Source organism: Pseudomonas sp. CH61 (genome assembly GCF_059429415.1).
On the sequence record NZ_CM182098.1, the window covers coordinates 4,519,642 to 4,534,660 of the forward strand.

The 15,019-nt window shown below is 59.6% G+C and carries 16 protein-coding genes; all 16 read right to left on the reverse strand.

Features of this window, described 5'->3' with window-relative positions; translation table 11 throughout:
* Positions 1–46: 46 nt before the first annotated feature.
* The 16 genes from AC5SEM_RS20110 to iscA all read right to left on the reverse strand — a co-directional run bounded on the left by AC5SEM_RS20110 (position 47) and on the right by iscA (position 15,013).
* Positions 47–838 carry an amidohydrolase gene (locus AC5SEM_RS20110; RefSeq protein WP_137218374.1) on the reverse strand — a complete coding sequence of 264 codons (792 nt, stop codon included), beginning with the start codon at positions 836–838 and terminating at the stop codon, positions 47–49.
* A complete protein-coding gene (locus AC5SEM_RS20115; RefSeq protein WP_495471135.1) occupies positions 826–1,974 on the reverse strand; it encodes a pyridoxal phosphate-dependent aminotransferase in 1,149 nt (382 codons plus the stop codon). Before AC5SEM_RS20115 ends, AC5SEM_RS20110 begins: the two co-directional genes overlap by 13 nt.
* A 235-nt stretch (positions 1,975–2,209) precedes the next feature.
* Entirely contained in the window at positions 2,210–3,679 is a 1,470-nt protein-coding gene (der, locus tag AC5SEM_RS20120) for a ribosome biogenesis GTPase Der (RefSeq protein ID WP_008084638.1), read from the reverse strand.
* 237 nt (positions 3,680–3,916) lie between these two features.
* Positions 3,917–5,068 (reverse strand): outer membrane protein assembly factor BamB, encoded by a 1,152-nt coding sequence (gene bamB / locus AC5SEM_RS20125; RefSeq protein ID WP_495471136.1) that lies wholly within the window; start codon positions 5,066–5,068, stop codon positions 3,917–3,919.
* Complete coding sequence (locus AC5SEM_RS20130) at positions 5,061–5,702, reverse strand: YfgM family protein (RefSeq protein WP_007916865.1); 642 nt, start codon at positions 5,700–5,702, stop codon at positions 5,061–5,063. Before AC5SEM_RS20130 ends, bamB begins: the two co-directional genes overlap by 8 nt.
* A gap of 41 nt (positions 5,703–5,743) precedes the next feature.
* The gene (hisS, locus tag AC5SEM_RS20135; RefSeq protein ID WP_016984369.1) at positions 5,744–7,033 is read right to left on the reverse strand and encodes a histidine--tRNA ligase; all 1,290 of its coding nucleotides are present in this window, start codon (positions 7,031–7,033) and stop codon (positions 5,744–5,746) included.
* Between the two features lie 36 nt (positions 7,034–7,069).
* Positions 7,070–8,179 carry a flavodoxin-dependent (E)-4-hydroxy-3-methylbut-2-enyl-diphosphate synthase gene (ispG, locus tag AC5SEM_RS20140; protein ID WP_116033199.1) on the reverse strand — a complete coding sequence of 370 codons (1,110 nt, stop codon included), beginning with the start codon at positions 8,177–8,179 and terminating at the stop codon, positions 7,070–7,072.
* A 3-nt stretch (positions 8,180–8,182) separates the two neighbouring features.
* The gene (locus AC5SEM_RS20145; protein ID WP_495471137.1) at positions 8,183–9,226 is read right to left on the reverse strand and encodes a RodZ domain-containing protein; all 1,044 of its coding nucleotides are present in this window, start codon (positions 9,224–9,226) and stop codon (positions 8,183–8,185) included.
* The gene (pilW, locus tag AC5SEM_RS20150; protein ID WP_077574426.1) at positions 9,226–9,984 is read right to left on the reverse strand and encodes a type IV pilus biogenesis/stability protein PilW; all 759 of its coding nucleotides are present in this window, start codon (positions 9,982–9,984) and stop codon (positions 9,226–9,228) included. Before pilW ends, AC5SEM_RS20145 begins: the two co-directional genes overlap by 1 nt.
* Before the next feature lie 12 nt (positions 9,985–9,996).
* Positions 9,997–11,145 carry a dual-specificity RNA methyltransferase RlmN gene (gene rlmN / locus AC5SEM_RS20155; RefSeq protein ID WP_077574427.1) on the reverse strand — a complete coding sequence of 383 codons (1,149 nt, stop codon included), beginning with the start codon at positions 11,143–11,145 and terminating at the stop codon, positions 9,997–9,999.
* Between the two features lie 28 nt (positions 11,146–11,173).
* Positions 11,174–11,599: a nucleoside-diphosphate kinase gene (gene ndk / locus AC5SEM_RS20160; protein ID WP_007916882.1), complete on the reverse strand. Its 426-nt coding sequence runs from the start codon at positions 11,597–11,599 to the stop codon at positions 11,174–11,176.
* An 87-nt stretch (positions 11,600–11,686) separates the two neighbouring features.
* Positions 11,687–11,887: a Fe-S cluster assembly protein IscX gene (iscX, locus tag AC5SEM_RS20165; RefSeq protein ID WP_495471138.1), complete on the reverse strand. Its 201-nt coding sequence runs from the start codon at positions 11,885–11,887 to the stop codon at positions 11,687–11,689.
* Positions 11,888–11,901: 14 nt separating this feature from the next.
* Positions 11,902–12,243, reverse strand: a complete 342-nt coding sequence (gene fdx / locus AC5SEM_RS20170; RefSeq protein WP_007916885.1) for an ISC system 2Fe-2S type ferredoxin — start codon at positions 12,241–12,243, stop codon at positions 11,902–11,904.
* The gene (gene hscA / locus AC5SEM_RS20175; RefSeq protein WP_495471139.1) at positions 12,243–14,108 is read right to left on the reverse strand and encodes a Fe-S protein assembly chaperone HscA; all 1,866 of its coding nucleotides are present in this window, start codon (positions 14,106–14,108) and stop codon (positions 12,243–12,245) included. The genes fdx and hscA overlap by 1 nt, the downstream gene beginning before the upstream one ends.
* Positions 14,109–14,159: 51 nt before the next feature.
* Entirely contained in the window at positions 14,160–14,681 is a 522-nt protein-coding gene (gene hscB, locus AC5SEM_RS20180; RefSeq protein WP_007916889.1) for a co-chaperone HscB, read from the reverse strand.
* 8 nt (positions 14,682–14,689) lie between these two features.
* The gene (iscA, locus tag AC5SEM_RS20185; protein ID WP_003227904.1) at positions 14,690–15,013 is read right to left on the reverse strand and encodes an iron-sulfur cluster assembly protein IscA; all 324 of its coding nucleotides are present in this window, start codon (positions 15,011–15,013) and stop codon (positions 14,690–14,692) included.
* Between the last annotated feature and the right edge of the window lie 6 nt (positions 15,014–15,019).

A 15,019-nucleotide genomic window follows, 5' to 3' on the forward strand; every position in this document is an offset into this window, starting at 1 on the left:
GGGAGCGAGCCTGCTCGCGAAGGTGTCCTGACAGGCGCTGCGAGGATCAGGTGAACTCGAAGGTGTCGGCATCCAGATTCGCCGGGAAACGCTCGCGATAAGCCGCCAATGGTGCGGCTTCCAAAACCACCTTGAACACCCCGTCCGCCTCCCCCGCCGCCAGCAAGGTTTCACCCTGGAAATCCAGTACTTGGCTGTCACCGGTGTAGGCAAAGCCTTTGCCATCAGTGCCGACGCGATTCACCGCCGCCACATAACAAAGGTTCTCGATCGCCCGCGCCGGCAACAGGCGGTTCCAGTGCAACCGTCGCGCCCCCGGCCAATTGGCGGTGTACAACAGCAGATCGGTATCTTGCGCATCGCGGCTCCACACCGGGAAACGCAGGTCGTAACAAATCAACGGGCGGATTCGCCAGCCCTTGAGTTCGAACTGCACCTGACGTTCGCCGGGGGTGTAGTGGTTATGCTCACCGGCCATGCGGAACAGGTGACGCTTGTCGTAATGCAAGACTTCGCCGTCCGGTCGCGCCCACAGCAGGCGGTTGCGATGGCTGCCGTCAGACGCCTGAATAATCACGCTGCCGGTGATCACTGCATTGAGTTTGGCCGCCTGAACGCGCAGCCATTTGCTGGTCGGGCCGTTCTCGGCTTCGGCAAGGGTCTCGGACTCCATGGAGAATCCGGTGGTGAACATCTCCGGCAGGATGATCAGATCCGCCCCGCGCGCCTGCTCCAGCAATACCTCGAAATGCTCAAGATTGGCCTGGCGGTCGTGCCAGGCCAGGCTGGTCTGGATCAGCGCCAGGTTGAGATCGGGCAACGCACTCAGATCACGCATAGTTTTGCCGCCGCTTCACGCAGCGTCTCCTCGCGTTTGGCAAAGCACAGACGCACCAGGCGCTGGCCTTGCGGTGGATTCTGGTAGAACACCGACACCGGGATACTCGCCACGCCGTGTTCGCGGGTCATCCACATGGCCATCTCGACGTCATTCAGGTCGGGGCGGATCTGCGAGTAATCCACCAACTGGAAATAAGTGCCGGCGACACGGCTGAAAGTGAAGCGCGACGGCGCCAGCAGATCGCAGAACAGATCGCGCTTGGTCTGATAGAAACCCGGCAACTCTTCGACGTGTTCCGGGTGCTCGGCCATGTAATCGGCCAGCGCGTATTGCAGCGGTGTGACGCCGCAGAAACTGACGTATTGGTGCACCTTGCGCAGCTCGGCGGTCAGCGCCGGCGGTGCAACGACGTAACCGGTTTTCCAGCCGGTAACGTGGTAAGTCTTACCGAACGAGCTGACCACGAAGGCGCGCTGATACAGCTCCTCATGGGCGAGCACGCTGACGTGCGGCACACCGTCGAACACCAGGTGTTCATAGACTTCGTCGCTGATCAGGTAGATATCGCGATCACGGATCAGCGCCGCCAGTTGATCCAGCTCCGCACGGCTGATCAGTGCACCGCTCGGGTTATGCGGGGTATTGATGACGATCATTTTCGTGCGCGGGCTCAGGGCCGCGGCGAGTTGGTCGAAATCGATGGAAAAATCGTCCGGGTTCAGTTGCACATGCACGCAGCGACCGCCCGCCAACTCCGTGGCCGGCTCGTAGCTGTCGTAGCACGGATCGAACACGATGACTTCGTCGCCGCTGTGGATAACCGCTTGAATCGCACAGAAGATCGCCTGGGTCGCGCCCGGCGTCACGGTCACTTCGCTGTCGGCATTGACCTGCACGCCATAGCTGCGAGCGATTTTCGCCGCAATCTGCTCGCGCAAGGCCGGCAATCCGGTCATCGGCGAATACTGGTTATGACCACTGGCAATGTGCCGACCGACCGCATCGCGCAACGACTGCGGGCCGTCAAAATCAGGAAAACCCTGAGACAGGTTGATCGCGCCGGTTTGCGCGGCGAGCTGAGACATCTGCGTGAAAATAGTGATGCCGACATTCGGCAGCTTACTGGTGATCATCGGGGGTTCCCTGCTCAACACCCGGCTCTGACGACGGCGCGGGAGAGCCCGAGGATAGCCCATCCGGCGCCCATAAAAAAAGGGCGCCGGATGGCACCCCTGTCTCATATTGATCGTTCCCACGCTCTGCGTGGGAATGCAGCCTTGGACGCTCTGCGTCCACCGCTTATGTGACGCAGAGCGTCACGGGATACATTCCCACGCGGAGCATGGGAACGATCAGCGACCTGCGACCTTATTTCTTGTCGCGGCGCTTTTTGTCGGCTTTCTTGCTGTGCGACATCATTCGACGCTTCCTGTTGACCTGGCGGTCGGTCAGCGTGTTTTTGTTGCCTTCGTACGGGTTCTCGCCACCCTTGAACTCGATGCGGATCGGCGTACCGACCAGCTTGAGCACACGGCGGTAAGTGTTCTCCAGATAGCGCACATACGACTTCGGCACTTTCTCGATCTGGTTACCGTGGATCACGATGATCGGCGGGTTGGCACCACCCAAGTGGGCATAACGCAGCTTGATCCGGCGGTTGTTGACCATCGGTGGCGCGTGCTCGCCAACCGCGTCTTCGAGAATCTGGGTCAGACGGTTGGTCGGCCAGCGGGTGACCGCCGACTTGAACGAGTTCTGTACGGACGCGTAGAGGTTACCCACGCCAGTGCCGTGCAGGGCCGAGATGAAGTGGATGTCGGCGTAATCAACGAAGAACAGACGACGCTGCAGCTCGACCTTGACGAAGTCGCGCTCGCTCGGCGTCATGCCGTCCCACTTGTTGATCGCGATGACCAGCGCACGACCCGACTCGATGGCAAAACCGAGCAGGTTGAGGTCGTGATCGACCACACCTTCGCGGGCGTCCATCACGAAGATCACCACGTTGGCGTCTTTGATCGCCTGCAGGGTTTTCACCACGGAGAATTTTTCGACTTCTTCGTGGATCTTGCCGCGCTTGCGCACACCGGCGGTGTCGATCAGCGTGTACTTCTCTTCATTGCGTTCGAACGGAATGTAGATACTGTCGCGGGTGGTGCCGGGTTGGTCATAGACGATTACCCGGTCTTCACCGAGCATGCGGTTGACCAAGGTCGACTTGCCGACGTTCGGACGACCGATGATGGCGATCTTGATCCCGTCTTTTTCGCTCGGGCCAGGAATGCGCTTGGCTTCCTCGCCTTCGGCAACGATCTCTTCTTCGCCGTCTTCCGGCTCTTCTTCGTCTTTGGGGAAATCACCCAGGGCGATTTCCAGCATCTGCGTGATGCCACGGCCGTGAGCACCGGCGATCGGGATCGCGTGGCCCATGCCCAGCGGGGCAAATTCAGCGCGGGCCATTTCCGGGTCGATGTTGTCGACCTTGTTGGCGACCACGTAGGAACGCTTGTTACGTTTGCGCAGGTGTTCGGCGATCATCTGGTCGGCGGCGGTAAAACCGGCCTTGGCATCTACCAGGAACAGCACAACATCCGCTTCTTCAATGGCCAGCAGCGACTGCTCGGCCATTTTTTCGTCCATACCGTGCTCGTCACCGGAGATACCACCGGTGTCGACCAGAATGTAGGAACGCCCTTGCCACTTGGCCTCACCGTACTGGCGATCACGGGTCAGACCGGACAAGTCGCCGACGATGGCGTCACGAGTCCTGGTCAGGCGGTTGAACAAGGTGGATTTGCCGACGTTCGGTCGGCCCACCAGGGCGATTACGGGAACCATGCGGCTCTCCACTTCGTTATTTCAGAAAATACAAAAGCCGCTGCGAGGCAGCGGCTGGTGCTCGGGGCAACACTGTGGGTGTTCTTTGTGGGAGCGAGCCCGTTCGCGAAAAACGCCAAAGCACCGCGTTTATTCAGGCCATCTGCGTAATCGTTGACGCCCATCGCGAGCAGGCTCGCTCCCACATTCATACTCACAAGTGAAGCTGCCTGGGGGTGTTAACCCCAAGCATAGTTGTTACTTGATGGTCAGGGCTTCCAGTTTGCCACTGTTGCCATATACATAAATCGTGTCACCCACCACCAGCGGACGGGCACGCAGGCCGTCGCTGTCGATGCGCTCACGGCCGACGAAACGACCGTCAACCTGACTCAGCAGGTGCAGGTAACCTTCCAGGTCACCCACTGCAACATAGCTGGAGAACACTTCCGGTGCCGACAGTTGACGGCGAGCCAGCGAATCGTTGCTCCACAATGCTGTGGTGGAACGTTCGTCGACGCCTTCAACCGTGCCCGAGGACAGGCTCACGTAAACGCTGCCGAAACCCTGAGCAATACCGGCGTAGCTCGACGCATCGCGTTGCCAGAGTTGACGTCCGCTTTCCAGGTCCAGTGCCGCCACGCGACCCTGATAGCTGGCAACGTACAGCGTTCCACCGGACAGCAGCAGACCGCCGTCGATGTCGACCACGCGCTCCAGTTCCGAACGACCTTGTGGAATCGCGATCCGTTGTTCCCAGACCGGCACGCCGTTGGAAATGTCCAGAGCAACCACTTTACCGGTCGACAGGCCAGCCACCGCGAGGCGGTTGGTGACCAGCGGGGCACTGGTGCCACGCAGGGTCAGTACGGCCGGGGTGCTGTCATACACCCAGCGCTGGGTACCGGTAGATGCATCCAGACCAATCAGACGATCGTCCTGAGTCTGCACTACCACGACGTCACCGTTGTTAGCCGGCGGCGCGAGGACTTCGCTGTTGACGCGAGCACGCCACCTCTCTTCACCGTTGCTGGTGTCCAGAGCGACCACTTCGCCACGCAGGGTGCCAATCAGCACCAGACCATAACCAACGCCGACAGCGCCGGAGACAGGCAGATCAAGATCCTGCTTCCATTTCACATCGCCATTGCCGCGATCCATGGCCATCACCACGCCAGTTACATCGGCGGCGTAGATGGTGTCACCGTCGATCGCCGGCACCAGCATGTTGTAGGTTTCGCCCTGACCGTCACCGATCGAACGACTCCACTGCTTGTGCAGAACCACTTCTTCTTTGAAGTCGGTCAGTTCAGCCGGTGGCAATTCTTTCTTGCTGTTGCTGCTGCAACCCGCGGCCAGAAGGGCCAGAGCCAGCAATGCTGCATGCTTCCAACGGATCACGTCACGCATCCCCTTTGGCCAGGTCGTCGAGCTTGATTTGAAGGCCACCGACCGCCGCTTCATCCGACAGTGCCGCCTTGGCTTTTTGATACGCCTTGTTCGCGTCATCGGTACGGCCCAGCTGCACCAGCAGGTCGCCCTTGAGTTCTTCGCGAGTGGCCAGGAACGCTTTGTCGGCGTCGCCGTCGAGCAGTTTCAGGCCGTCTTCAGCCTTGTTCTGCGCGCCAAGCACCTGCGCCAGACGCTGACGGGCGATTTCGCCCAGCGCCGGGTTGGCCGGTTTGTCGACGATGGCTTTCAGCTCGGTCGCGGCGTCATCCAGCTTGCCGCTGTCGACCGCCACTTTGGCCACGAACAGGCTGCCGTACTGCGCGTAGGCAGAACCGCCGAACTCGCTGTTGAGCTTGCCGGCCAGATCCGCAACGCGGGCAGCATCAGGCTTGCCGTCAGGCGTCAGCGTGGTTTCCAGCAATTGCTGATAGAGCACCGAGGCGCCTTGCGACTGGTTGCTCTGATACTTGTGATAAGCCTGCCAGCCGAACACGATGACCAGCGCCAACAGGCCGCCGGTGACCAGAGGTTTGCCGTTGCGTGTCCACCAGTCCTTCAAATCCGCCAACTGTTCGTCTTCGGTACTCGACACCCCAATACTCCTTAATCGCTAAATCGGCTGTTTGGACAGCTTCAACCCTGCACGACGCAGGTGGCCAGGTGAGCGGCGAGCGCATCCCAGGCAATGCTTTGTTGTTCGCCCTGGCCACGCAGGGGTTTGAAACCTACCACTTGCTGGGCCATTTCGTCGTCACCGAGGATCAGTGCGTACAGCGCACCGCTCTTGTCGGCCTTCTTGAACTGGCTTTTGAAGCTGCCGGCGCCGGCATTGACTTGCAGGCGCAGGTTTGGAAGTTGATCACGAACACGTTCAGCCAGGGCCAGACCGGCCAGCTCCGCTTCTTCACCGAAGGCGCAGAGGTAGACATCAACCTGACGGGAGATTTCTTCCGGGATCTGTTCCAGCGTTTCGAGCATCAACACCAGGCGCTCGATGCCCATGGCGAAACCGACGCCGGTGGTTGGCTTGCCGCCCATCTGCTCGACCAGACCGTCGTAACGGCCGCCGGCGCAGACAGTGCCTTGGGCGCCGAGCTTGTCGGTGACCCATTCGAAAACGGTTTTGCTGTAGTAGTCGAGGCCGCGCACCAGTTTCGGGTTGAGCACGTAAGGAATGCCGACGGCATCCAGACGCGCTTTCAAACCTTCGAAGTGCGCTCGCGACTCGTCATCGAGGTAGTCGGCCATTTTCGGCGCATCGACCAGCACCGCTTGAGTGTCGGCATTTTTCGTGTCGAGCACGCGCAGCGGGTTGGTTTTCAGGCGACGCTGGCTGTCTTCGTCGAGCTTGTCGTGGTGCGCCGAGAGGTACTCGACCAGCGCTTCACGATAGCGACCACGGGACTCGCTGGTGCCGAGGCTGTTGAGTTCGAGTTTGACCGCATCACGAATACCCAGCTCGCCCCACAGGCGCCAGGTCATGGTGATCAGCTCGGCGTCGATGTCCGGACCGTCGAGGTTGAACACTTCCAGACCGATCTGGTGGAACTGGCGATAACGGCCTTTCTGCGGACGCTCGTGGCGGAACATCGGGCCGATGTACCAGAGTTTCTGCACCTGGCCACCACCGGTGATGCCGTGCTCGAGCACGGCACGCACGCATGCAGCGGTGCCTTCCGGACGCAGGGTCAGGGAGTCGCCGTTGCGGTCTTCAAAGGTGTACATCTCTTTTTCGACGATGTCGGTCACTTCACCGATCGAGCGCTTGAACAGCTCGGTGAACTCGACGATCGGCATGCGGATCTGCTTGTAACCGTAGTTATCCAGCAGACGCGCAACAGTGCCCTCGAAATAACGCCACAGGGGAGTCTGTTCGGGCAGGATGTCGTTCATGCCACGAATGGCTTGCAGAGACTTGCTCACTTTAAATCCTTAAATTCGTTCGGCGTTCAGTCAGGCTCAGCCGCGCGCAATAACCGCAGCGTCAGCTTCGACCTTTTCGGCCGCTTTCTGGCGGATCAGCTTTTCCAGCTCGTCCACCAGATTGTCATTCGTCAGTTTCTGCGACGGCTTGCCGTCGATGTAAATCAGGTTTGGCGTGCCGCCGGTCAAGCCGATATGGGCTTCCTTGGCTTCGCCGGGGCCGTTGACCACACAACCGATCACCGCGACATCCAGCGGCACCAGCAGGTCTTCAAGGCGCCCTTCCAGCTCGTTCATGGTTTTCACCACATCGAAGTTCTGCCGCGAGCAGCTCGGGCAGGCGATGAAGTTGATGCCACGGGAACGCAGATGCAAAGACTTGAGAATGTCGTAACCGACCTTCACTTCCTCGACCGGGTCGGCCGCCAGCGAGATGCGGATGGTATCGCCAATCCCCTCGGCGAGCAGCATACCTAGGCCCACGGCGGATTTCACTGTGCCCGAACGCAATCCACCGGCTTCGGTGATGCCCAGGTGCAGCGGCTGAACGATTTCTTTCGCCAGCAAGCGGTAGGCTTCGACGGCCATGAACACGTCGGAGGCCTTCACGCTGACCTTGAAATCCTGGAAGTTCAGGCGCTCGAGGTGTTCAACGTGGCGCAGAGCGGACTCAACCAGCGCGGCTGGCGTCGGCTCGCCGTATTTCTTCTGCAGGTCTTTTTCCAGGGAGCCGGCGTTAACGCCGATGCGGATCGGAATCCCGCGATCACGCGCGGCATCGACCACTGCGCGAACACGGTCTTCACGACCGATGTTGCCCGGGTTGATGCGCAGGCAATCCACGCCCAATTCGGCTACGCGCAGAGCGATCTTGTAGTCGAAGTGGATGTCGGCAACCAGCGGCACCTTGACCAGTTGTTTGATCTTGCCGAACGCCTCGGCAGCGTCCATGTCCGGCACCGAGATGCGGACGATATCGACGCCAGCGGCTTCCAGACGGTTGATCTGCGCAACAGTGGCGGCAACGTCATTGGTGTCGCTGTTGGTCATGCTCTGCACCGCGATCGGCGCATCGCCGCCCACCGGTACGTTGCCGACCCAGATCTTGCGCGAAACGCGACGTTTGATTGGAGATTCGCCGTGCATGACTTATTGACCCAACTTCAGGCGAGCAGTTTCGCCACTGGTGAACGGAGCGATATCGACCGGCTGGCCGTTGTAGCTGACCTGTGCAGCACGGGCAACGCCCAGACGTACATTAAGCGGCGGCTTGCCGGAAACGCTGACGCTATCGCCTTTATGCTTCAGACCACTAAAAATCACTTTGCCACGGCCATCGGTCACTTGAGCCCAGCAATCGGCACTGAACTGCAGTTGTACCTGACCGTCGCCAGCCACCGGAGCGGCCGCTTCTGCGGTTGGTGCCGGTGTAGCAGGAACCACTGGAGCGGTAACGGGTGGCGCTGGGGTAGCAGGAACGGTTGGCGCAGGAGTGGCCGGGGTAGCGACAACTGGCGCTGGCGTATGAGCCGGGGCGGTCGTCGGTGCAGCCGGCGCAACCGGTGCGGCGGGAGTGGTTGCCGGGGTGGTAGCTTCGGCACCGGTCGATTCAGCGGTGGTTTCAGACTGAGGCAGCGCCAGCGCTGTCGAAGTATCGACCTGGTTCTCCTCGACAGCCTGGTCTTCCGGCTCGTCAATCGGGTGAATCTGGGTGGTGCCGTCAGCACCTTCGACTTCAACGTGCTCAGGCGCCAAAGAAGCCACATCCTTGCTGCGCAGCGACGTCTGATCCTGCCACCAGACGAAACCGCCGCCGATGACCGCGATCAGCAACAGCAGGCTGACGATACGCAAAATGGTGTGGGAAACCCGTACCGGCTCTTCGATACGGCCGAGGGCATGAACGTTGCTGCCCTGGGAATCGGTGCCGGTGGACTGGTCGAATTGCTGAACCAGAACGGTCTGGTCCATGCCGAGCAATTTGGCATAAGCGCGAATGTAACCGCGAGCGAAGGTATGCCCCGGCAGCTTGTCGAAAGCGCCGGCTTCAAGGTTGCTCAGGGAGGTCACGGTGAGGTTGAGCTTGAGGGCCACTTCGGCCAGCGACCAGCCATTGCTTTCGCGGGCCTGGCGCAGGGTCTCACCGGGGTTAACGCGATTCGCTGCTACAACTTCGGGATGCGCCGCTTTCATCATTGCTCCGACAGGTATTGCTGATATTCCGGCGTACCGGGATAGAGTCGTTTTAATTGCAGGCCATAACTGGCGGCCTTGTCGCGATCTTCAAACACTTTTGCCAGCCGAACGCCGAGCAATAGACTACGTGCATTTTGTTCGGTGAGCAGGCTGAAACGGTCGTAATAGTCACGCGCGGGCACATAATGCCTGTCTTCGAAGGACAACTCAGCCATTTCCAGCAATGCGCGTGGCTGTTGGCGGTTCAAACGCAGCGCCTTTTCCAGCTGTTGCTGCGCCAGATCACGCTGACCGAGCTTCGCCGCCGTCATGCCGAGGTTCTCGAACACACGCGAACGCTCAGGATACAGGGTATCGGCGGCGGCCTGTTCAAAACGCTCGTAGGCTTCTTTATAACGCTGTTGTTCGTAGAGAAAACTGCCGTAGTTGTTGAGGATGCGCGCATCGGCAGGACGGGAGGACAAAGCCTTGCGGAAGTGTTCGTCGGCCAGCTCAGGCTCCATTTCGGACTGAAACACCAAGCCGAGGGCCGCGTTGGCGTCAGGATCGGAACCGTCGATCTCCAGCGCTTTTTTCAGCGGCACCTTGGCCCGCTCGGTCATGCCTTGCTGCAAGTATCCCAGCCCCAACTGCACGTAGGCAGCCCGCGCTTCATCGCGGCCCTTGCTGGTCTTCATCGGGTTGTAGTCACCCGACAGGACACAACCAGCACACAGGCTGGTCAACAGCAACAGCAGCGCAAAGCGCAGGGACATAGAGATCCTCTCTTAATTTGTGTTCGCGGCGTTCTGTGCCAGATCGCTGTCGGCGCTCAACTCGCGCACGGCGATGTAACGTTCGCTGCGACGGGTGCGATCCAGCACCTGCCCTACCAATTGACCACATGCAGCGTCGATGTCTTCACCACGGGTGGTGCGGACAGTGACGTTGAAACCGGCCTGATGCAACTGATCCTGGAAACGACGGATCGCGTTGTTGCTCGGCCGCTCGTACCCGGAATGCGGGAACGGGTTGAACGGAATCAGGTTGATCTTGCACGGAATGTTCTTCAGCAGCTCGATCATCTCGACGGCGTGCTCAACCTTGTCATTGATGTCCTTGAGCAAGGTGTACTCGATGGTCAGCACACGCTTCTCGCCCAGGGACGACATGTAGCGCTGGCACGACTCGAGCAGCATCTTAAGCGGATATTTCTTGTTGATCGGCACCAATTGGTTACGCAATGCGTCATTTGGTGCGTGCAGCGACAACGCCAGGGACACGTCGATGTGCTTGGCCAGCTCATCGATCATCGGCACCACACCCGAGGTGGACAGGGTCACGCGGCGCTTGGAGATCCCGTAGCCGAGGTCATCCATCATCAGATGCATGGCGGCGACAACGTTGTCGAAGTTCAGCAGCGGCTCACCCATGCCCATCATCACCACGTTGGTGATGGCACGGTCGACGGTTGCCGGGACACTGCCGAAAGATTTGTTGGCAATCCACACCTGACCGATGACTTCGGCGGCGGTGAGGTTGCTATTGAAGCCTTGCTTGCCGGTGGAGCAGAAACTGCAATCCAGGGCACAGCCTGCCTGGGACGAAACGCACAGAGTGCCGCGTTTGCCCTGGGGAATGTACACGGTCTCGACGCAGCTGCCGGACGCCACGCGCACCACCCACTTACGGGTGCCGTCGCTGGAGATGTCCTCGCTGACCACTTCCGGACCACGGACTTCAGCAATAGCCTTGAGCTTGTCGCGCAAGGCCTTGCTGACGTTCGTCATGGCGTCGAAATCATCGACGCCAAAGTGGTGAATCCATTTCATTACCTGACCGGCACGGAAACGCTTCTCCCCGATTGAGTCGAAGAATTTTTCCATTTCCTGTTGAGTCAGACCCAGCAGGTTGGTTTTTACAGTCGATGTAGTCATGGATTCACCTTCACTCTTAAGCCAATGCTTAGCGAGTGGTTACTTCAGTAGCTGCGAAGAAGTACGAGATTTCACGAGCAGCTGCGGCTTCGGAGTCCGAACCGTGAACAGCGTTGGCGTCGATGGAATCAGCGAAGTCAGCGCGGATGGTGCCGGCAGCAGCTTCTTTAGGGTTGGTAGCGCCCATCAGCTCACGGTTCAGAGCGATAGCGTTTTCGCCTTCCAGAACCTGAACAACAACAGGACCGGAGATCATGAAAGCAACCAGGTCGCCGAAGAAACCACGAGCGCTGTGCTCAGCGTAGAAGCCTTCAGCTTCAGCTTTGGACAGTTGCTTCAGTTTCGAAGCTACAACGCGCAGGCCGGCTTTTTCGAAACGAGTGGTGATTTCGCCGATGACGTTTTTTGCAACAGCGTCAGGCTTGATGATGGAGAAAGTGCGTTGAACAGCCATGGTGTAACTCCAGAAACGGTAATTTACGAAAAATTAAACCCGCGAATTATACGCGGGTTCTTGGGTATTGCCTAACCTGCGAGACGATCAGTCCAATTCTTTGGCCCAGAGCTCCTGAACCGCTTCCAGCACCTTCTCGCCGACTCGGCCAGAAGTGCTATCAAAGTCAGGCAGTTCCAGGATCATCTGCTGCAAACGGACAAAACCTACAGAATACGGATCGACGCCGGCATGGGCCTCGGCCAGTTCTTCTGCAATACGCTGAACATCATTCCAACCGTAGCTCATGACAGTCTTACCAGTCAGTGCGGCGCTTCAGCCGCATGGTTAAGCGAATATTTCGGAATTTCGACGGTGATGTCTTCTTCACCGACGATCGCCTGGCAAGCCAGACGCGATTGCGCTTCCAGGCCCCAGGCGCGATCGAGGAAGTCTTCTTCCAGCTCGTCAGCCTCTTCCATCGAGTCGAAACCCTCGCGGATGATGCAGTGGCAGGTGGTGCAAGCACACACGCCGCCGCAGGCGCTTTCCATCTCGATGTGGTGTTCGTGGGCCAGTTCGAGAATAGAGGTGCCGGGCGCAGCCTCGACCACCATGCCTTCAGGGCAGAACTTCTCGTGGGGCAGAAAAATGACCTGCGGCATCAGATATCCTCGATTTCATTCAGATTGCGCCCCGACAGAGCGGCTTTCACCGTCAGATCCATGCGGCGGGCAGCAAAAGCATCGGTCACTTGCGACAGACGCTTGGTCTGCTGCTCGATGGCGTAACCATCAGTACCTTTCATCAGTTCGGCCAATTCCTGCAGCTGCAGGTCGATAACCATGCGCTCTTCGGCGTCGAGCAAACGCTCGCCATCAACCTCAAGAGCGCCCTGCACCGCTTCGATCAGGCGCTGGGCATCGACTTGCTGCTCACGCAGAACACGGGCGACTTTGTCGTCGTTGGCGTGCTGGAACGAATCTTTCAGCATCTTGGCGATTTCGCCGTCGGTCAGGCCGTAGGACGGCTTGACCTGAATGCTCGCCTCAATGCCCGAACCCAGTTCACGGGCAGAAACACTGAGCAGACCGTCGGCATCAACCTGGAAGGTCACGCGAATTTTCGCTGCACCGGCAACCATCGCCGGAATACCACGCAATTCGAAGCGCGCCAGCGAACGGCAGTCACTGATCAGCTCGCGCTCACCCTGCAGGACGTGGATCGCCATGGCCGACTGGCCATCTTTATAAGTAGTGAAATCCTGTGCGCGGGCGACGGGGATGGTGGTGTTGCGCGGAATCACCTTCTCCATCAAGCCGCCCATGGTTTCCAGCCCCAGGGACAGCGGAATCACGTCGAGCAGCAGCAGTTCGCCGCCATCGCGCTTGTTGCCAGCCAGCGTATCGGCCTGGATCGCGGCACCGATGGCCACCACTTGATCCGGATCGATTTCAGTCAGAGGCTGACGACCGAAGGCTTCGGCAACGGCTTCACGAACACGCGGCACGCGGGTCGAACCGCCGACCATGACCACCGCGTGCACGTCTTCCAACTCGATGCCGGAGTCGCGAACGGCACGGCGGCAGGCTTTCAGGCTGCGCGCGACCATTGGCTCGATCAGCGCATCGAAGGCTTCGCGGGTCAGCGGTGCCTTCCAGTCGCCATAGGCCACTTCAACGCTGGCCGAGTCGGTCAGGGATTCTTTGGCCGCGCAAGCGGTTTGCAGCAGATTGCGTTGTGCGCCCGGATCGAGATCGGCGGACAGGCCGGCGCTCTCGATGATCCAGCCAGCAATCGCGTGATCGAAGTCATCGCCGCCCAGCGCGCTGTCGCCGCCAGTGGCCAGAACTTCAAAAACACCGCCAGTCAGACGCAGAATCGAAATATCGAAGGTGCCGCCGCCGAGATCATAAATAGCGACCAGGCCTTCAGCGTGTTGATCCAGACCGTACGCCACAGCGGCCGCAGTCGGCTCATTGAGCAGACGCAGCACGTTCAGACCCGCCAATTTGGCCGCATCCTTGGTCGCTTGACGCTGGGCATCATCGAAATACGCAGGAACGGTGATCACCGCCCCCACCAGTTCGCCGCCCAACGTCGCTTCAGCGCGCTGACGCAGCACCTTGAGGATATCGGCGGAGACTTCGACCGGGCTTTTCGGGCCCTGCACGGTATCGATGAACGGCATGTGCGACTCGCCACCGACAAAGCGGTATGGCAGTTGCTCGCCCAATTGCTTGACGTCGGACAGACCACGACCCATCAAGCGCTTGACCGACAGCACAGTGTTCAACGGATCGGAAGCGGCGGCCAGCTTGGCCGACTCGCCGACTTCGACGTGATCGGCGTGGTAACGCACAGCGGACGGCAGGATGACCTGCCCGTTTGCGTCAGCCAACGGCTCGGAAAGACCACTGCGCAACGCAGCGACCAGCGAATTGGTAGTGCCCAAGTCGATCCCCACAGCCAGACGACGCTGGTGCGGTTGAGGACTTTGGCCGGGTTCGGCGATCTGCAGTAGGGCCATCGTGATCAGGACTTATCTGTATATCAGGCGTGCGACCGGAGCGGCACTGGGTTAATCGTCGAGGCGCTCTTCTAACTGGCGCACTTCGTAGGTGAGCTTGTCGAGGAACTGCATGCGCCGCATCAGGCGTTCGGCCTGTTCGCGTTGCGCCGCATCATCCCAACAGGCTGCGAAGCTTTCATTGAGTTCTTCCTGAGCCACTTTCAAGCGCCGCTTGAACACCGCGACACCGTCAAGGTCGGCACTGTCCTGGAGGTCTTCGAGCTCTTCGCGCCATTGCATCTGCTGCAGAAGAAACTCGGGGTCATGGACCGTGACTTCCATCGGCACTTCATGCCCGCTGATGGTCAGCAGGTAGCGTGCACGCTGGGCCGGACTCTTGAGCGTCTGATAGGCGTCGTTGAGCCGTGCAGACTGCTCGAGTGCCGACCGCTGCTCACGCTCGGAAGCGTCGGCAAAGCGGTCAGGATGAACGCCGCGCGCCAACTCACGATAGCGCGTGGCCAACTGCTCGAGATCCAGACGGAAACCCGGTTGCAGCTCGAATAAAGCGAAATGACAAGGAATACCCACGACAAGCCTCAGATGTTGAAGCTTTCGCCGCAGCCACATTCACCGCGTACGTTGGGGTTGTTGAACTTGAAGCCTTCGTTCAACCCTTCCTTGACGAAATCGAGCTCGGTGCCGTCCAGGTAGGCGAGGCTTTTCGGGTCGATGATCACTTTTTCGCCGTGACTTTCGAACACCTGATCCTCTGCAACCACCTCGTCGACAAACTCCAGCACGTAGGCAAGGCCGGAACAGCCCGTGGTGCGAACACCCAGACGAATCCCTTCACCTTTGCCGCGCCCGTCGAGGGAGCGCCGCACGTGTCGAGCAGCCGCTTCTGTCATGCTGATAGCCATCGGTGA

What these genes read in the sequence shown, in the direction of transcription:
- AC5SEM_RS20110 (WP_137218374.1), bottom strand. Translation starts at nt 838, where the DNA reads ATGCGTGATCTGAGTGCGTTGCCCGATCTCAACCTGGCGCTGATCCAG.
- AC5SEM_RS20115 (WP_495471135.1), bottom strand. Translation starts at nt 1,974, where the DNA reads ATGATCACCAGTAAGCTGCCGAATGTCGGCATCACTATTTTCACGCAG.
- der (WP_008084638.1), bottom strand. Translation starts at nt 3,679, where the DNA reads ATGGTTCCCGTAATCGCCCTGGTGGGCCGACCGAACGTCGGCAAATCC.
- bamB (WP_495471136.1), bottom strand. Translation starts at nt 5,068, where the DNA reads ATGCGTGACGTGATCCGTTGGAAGCATGCAGCATTGCTGGCTCTGGCC.
- ispG (WP_116033199.1), bottom strand. Translation starts at nt 8,179, where the DNA reads ATGCACGGCGAATCTCCAATCAAACGTCGCGTTTCGCGCAAGATCTGG.
- AC5SEM_RS20145 (WP_495471137.1), bottom strand. Translation starts at nt 9,226, where the DNA reads ATGAAAGCGGCGCATCCCGAAGTTGTAGCAGCGAATCGCGTTAACCCC.
- pilW (WP_077574426.1), bottom strand. Translation starts at nt 9,984, where the DNA reads ATGTCCCTGCGCTTTGCGCTGCTGTTGCTGTTGACCAGCCTGTGTGCT.
- rlmN (WP_077574427.1), bottom strand. Translation starts at nt 11,145, where the DNA reads ATGACTACATCGACTGTAAAAACCAACCTGCTGGGTCTGACTCAACAG.
- ndk (WP_007916882.1), bottom strand. Translation starts at nt 11,599, where the DNA reads ATGGCTGTTCAACGCACTTTCTCCATCATCAAGCCTGACGCTGTTGCA.
- iscX (WP_495471138.1), bottom strand. Translation starts at nt 11,887, where the DNA reads ATGAGCTACGGTTGGAATGATGTTCAGCGTATTGCAGAAGAACTGGCC.
- fdx (WP_007916885.1), bottom strand. Translation starts at nt 12,243, where the DNA reads ATGCCGCAGGTCATTTTTCTGCCCCACGAGAAGTTCTGCCCTGAAGGC.
- hscA (WP_495471139.1), bottom strand. Translation starts at nt 14,108, where the DNA reads ATGGCCCTACTGCAGATCGCCGAACCCGGCCAAAGTCCTCAACCGCAC.
- iscA (WP_003227904.1), bottom strand. Translation starts at nt 15,013, where the DNA reads ATGGCTATCAGCATGACAGAAGCGGCTGCTCGACACGTGCGGCGCTCC.